The organism is Xenorhabdus griffiniae, from assembly GCF_001028135.1.
Lineage (GTDB): Bacteria > Pseudomonadota > Gammaproteobacteria > Enterobacterales > Enterobacteriaceae > Xenorhabdus > Xenorhabdus bakwenae.
Genome location: NZ_LDNM01000068.1, coordinates 1 through 991, shown reverse-complemented (window position 1 = coordinate 991; position 991 = coordinate 1). Strand labels below are relative to the sequence as shown.

Annotated in this window: 2 protein-coding genes; both read left to right on the top strand. The window is 56.0% G+C overall.

Annotated features, from left to right (window positions below; translation table 11 throughout):
• Positions 1-165, top strand: a 165-nt coding sequence (locus AAY47_RS20730) for a helix-turn-helix domain-containing protein (RefSeq protein WP_072059797.1), incomplete at its 5' end; no start/stop codon positions are given.
• Positions 166-167: 2 nt separating this feature from the next.
• On the top strand, positions 168-991 hold an 824-nt coding region (locus AAY47_RS13690), incomplete at its 3' end, for a DNA-binding protein (RefSeq protein WP_047770706.1).

Sequence of the window (991 nt, the reverse complement as noted above, 5' to 3'; positions counted from 1 at the left end):
TTCACAATGAGGGAGCTTTCAACATTGGCAGGGTTAGCCCCTGACACATTAAAAAATGCCCTTTCACGCTCTTACCCGAAAGGCGAGAAAATCATCGCAGATGTTCTGGAGACCACCCCGGAGCATATTTGGCCCAGTCGTTACTCATATAAACGTAGGATGTGATTATGTTTCTGACAGCGAATGAGTTAATAGGATTGCCTGCGTTGCCCGGTTCGGTTCAGGGTATGCGCATGGCATTGAACCGGTTAACCGGTGAGAACCCGGAGTTTGTTCGCCAGCGTCAGGGAAGTAAGGCGATGGAATACCATATTGATTGTTTACCGGATGCCGCACGGGAGGCAGTGCGCGGGCAGTATTTTGCGGCCGTGCTGGCACAACCCGTCAATCAGGATGCGATCAATACCCCGGTCTCTCAGACTGTACACCCACTGGATGAGTTGCAGTTAATGCGCCAGTGCCCGGCGTTGTTGTCCCGTGAACTGTCGTCTCTGACGGAGCAACAGCGGCAGGTAGCGGATGCCCGCGCCCTGCTGGCGCTGGAGGTTTTGAACCTCCGTGATGCGGGCATGTCCCGTTCGGCGGCGGTGCAGTATTTTTCTGACGGATCACGTCAGGGGACGTTACCGCCGGTGCTCCAGGCCGCCGCAGACAATGCCAATGCCCGCAAGGGAAACCGTCGCGGCATCGGCACACGGGCTTTGCAGGAATGGGTCACGCTCTACCAGAGCACCAATAACGGCGATGAACGGCTGGCCTTACTGTCACCCGGTCATAATAAAGAAGTTCAGCCGGAGCAGGTGCAGTGGTTCCCCCTGTTCCTGTCACATTACCGCAATGTGAATGGCCCGTCATTACAGGCGGCTTACCGCAGTTTTATTGAAGAATGGCAGCAACTTTACGCTGACCAGCCGGCCATGCTGGACGCCCAGCCTTCCTATGATGCGGTACGCCGGGTGATGGCAAAACTGCCGAAGCGGGAAAAAGCCCG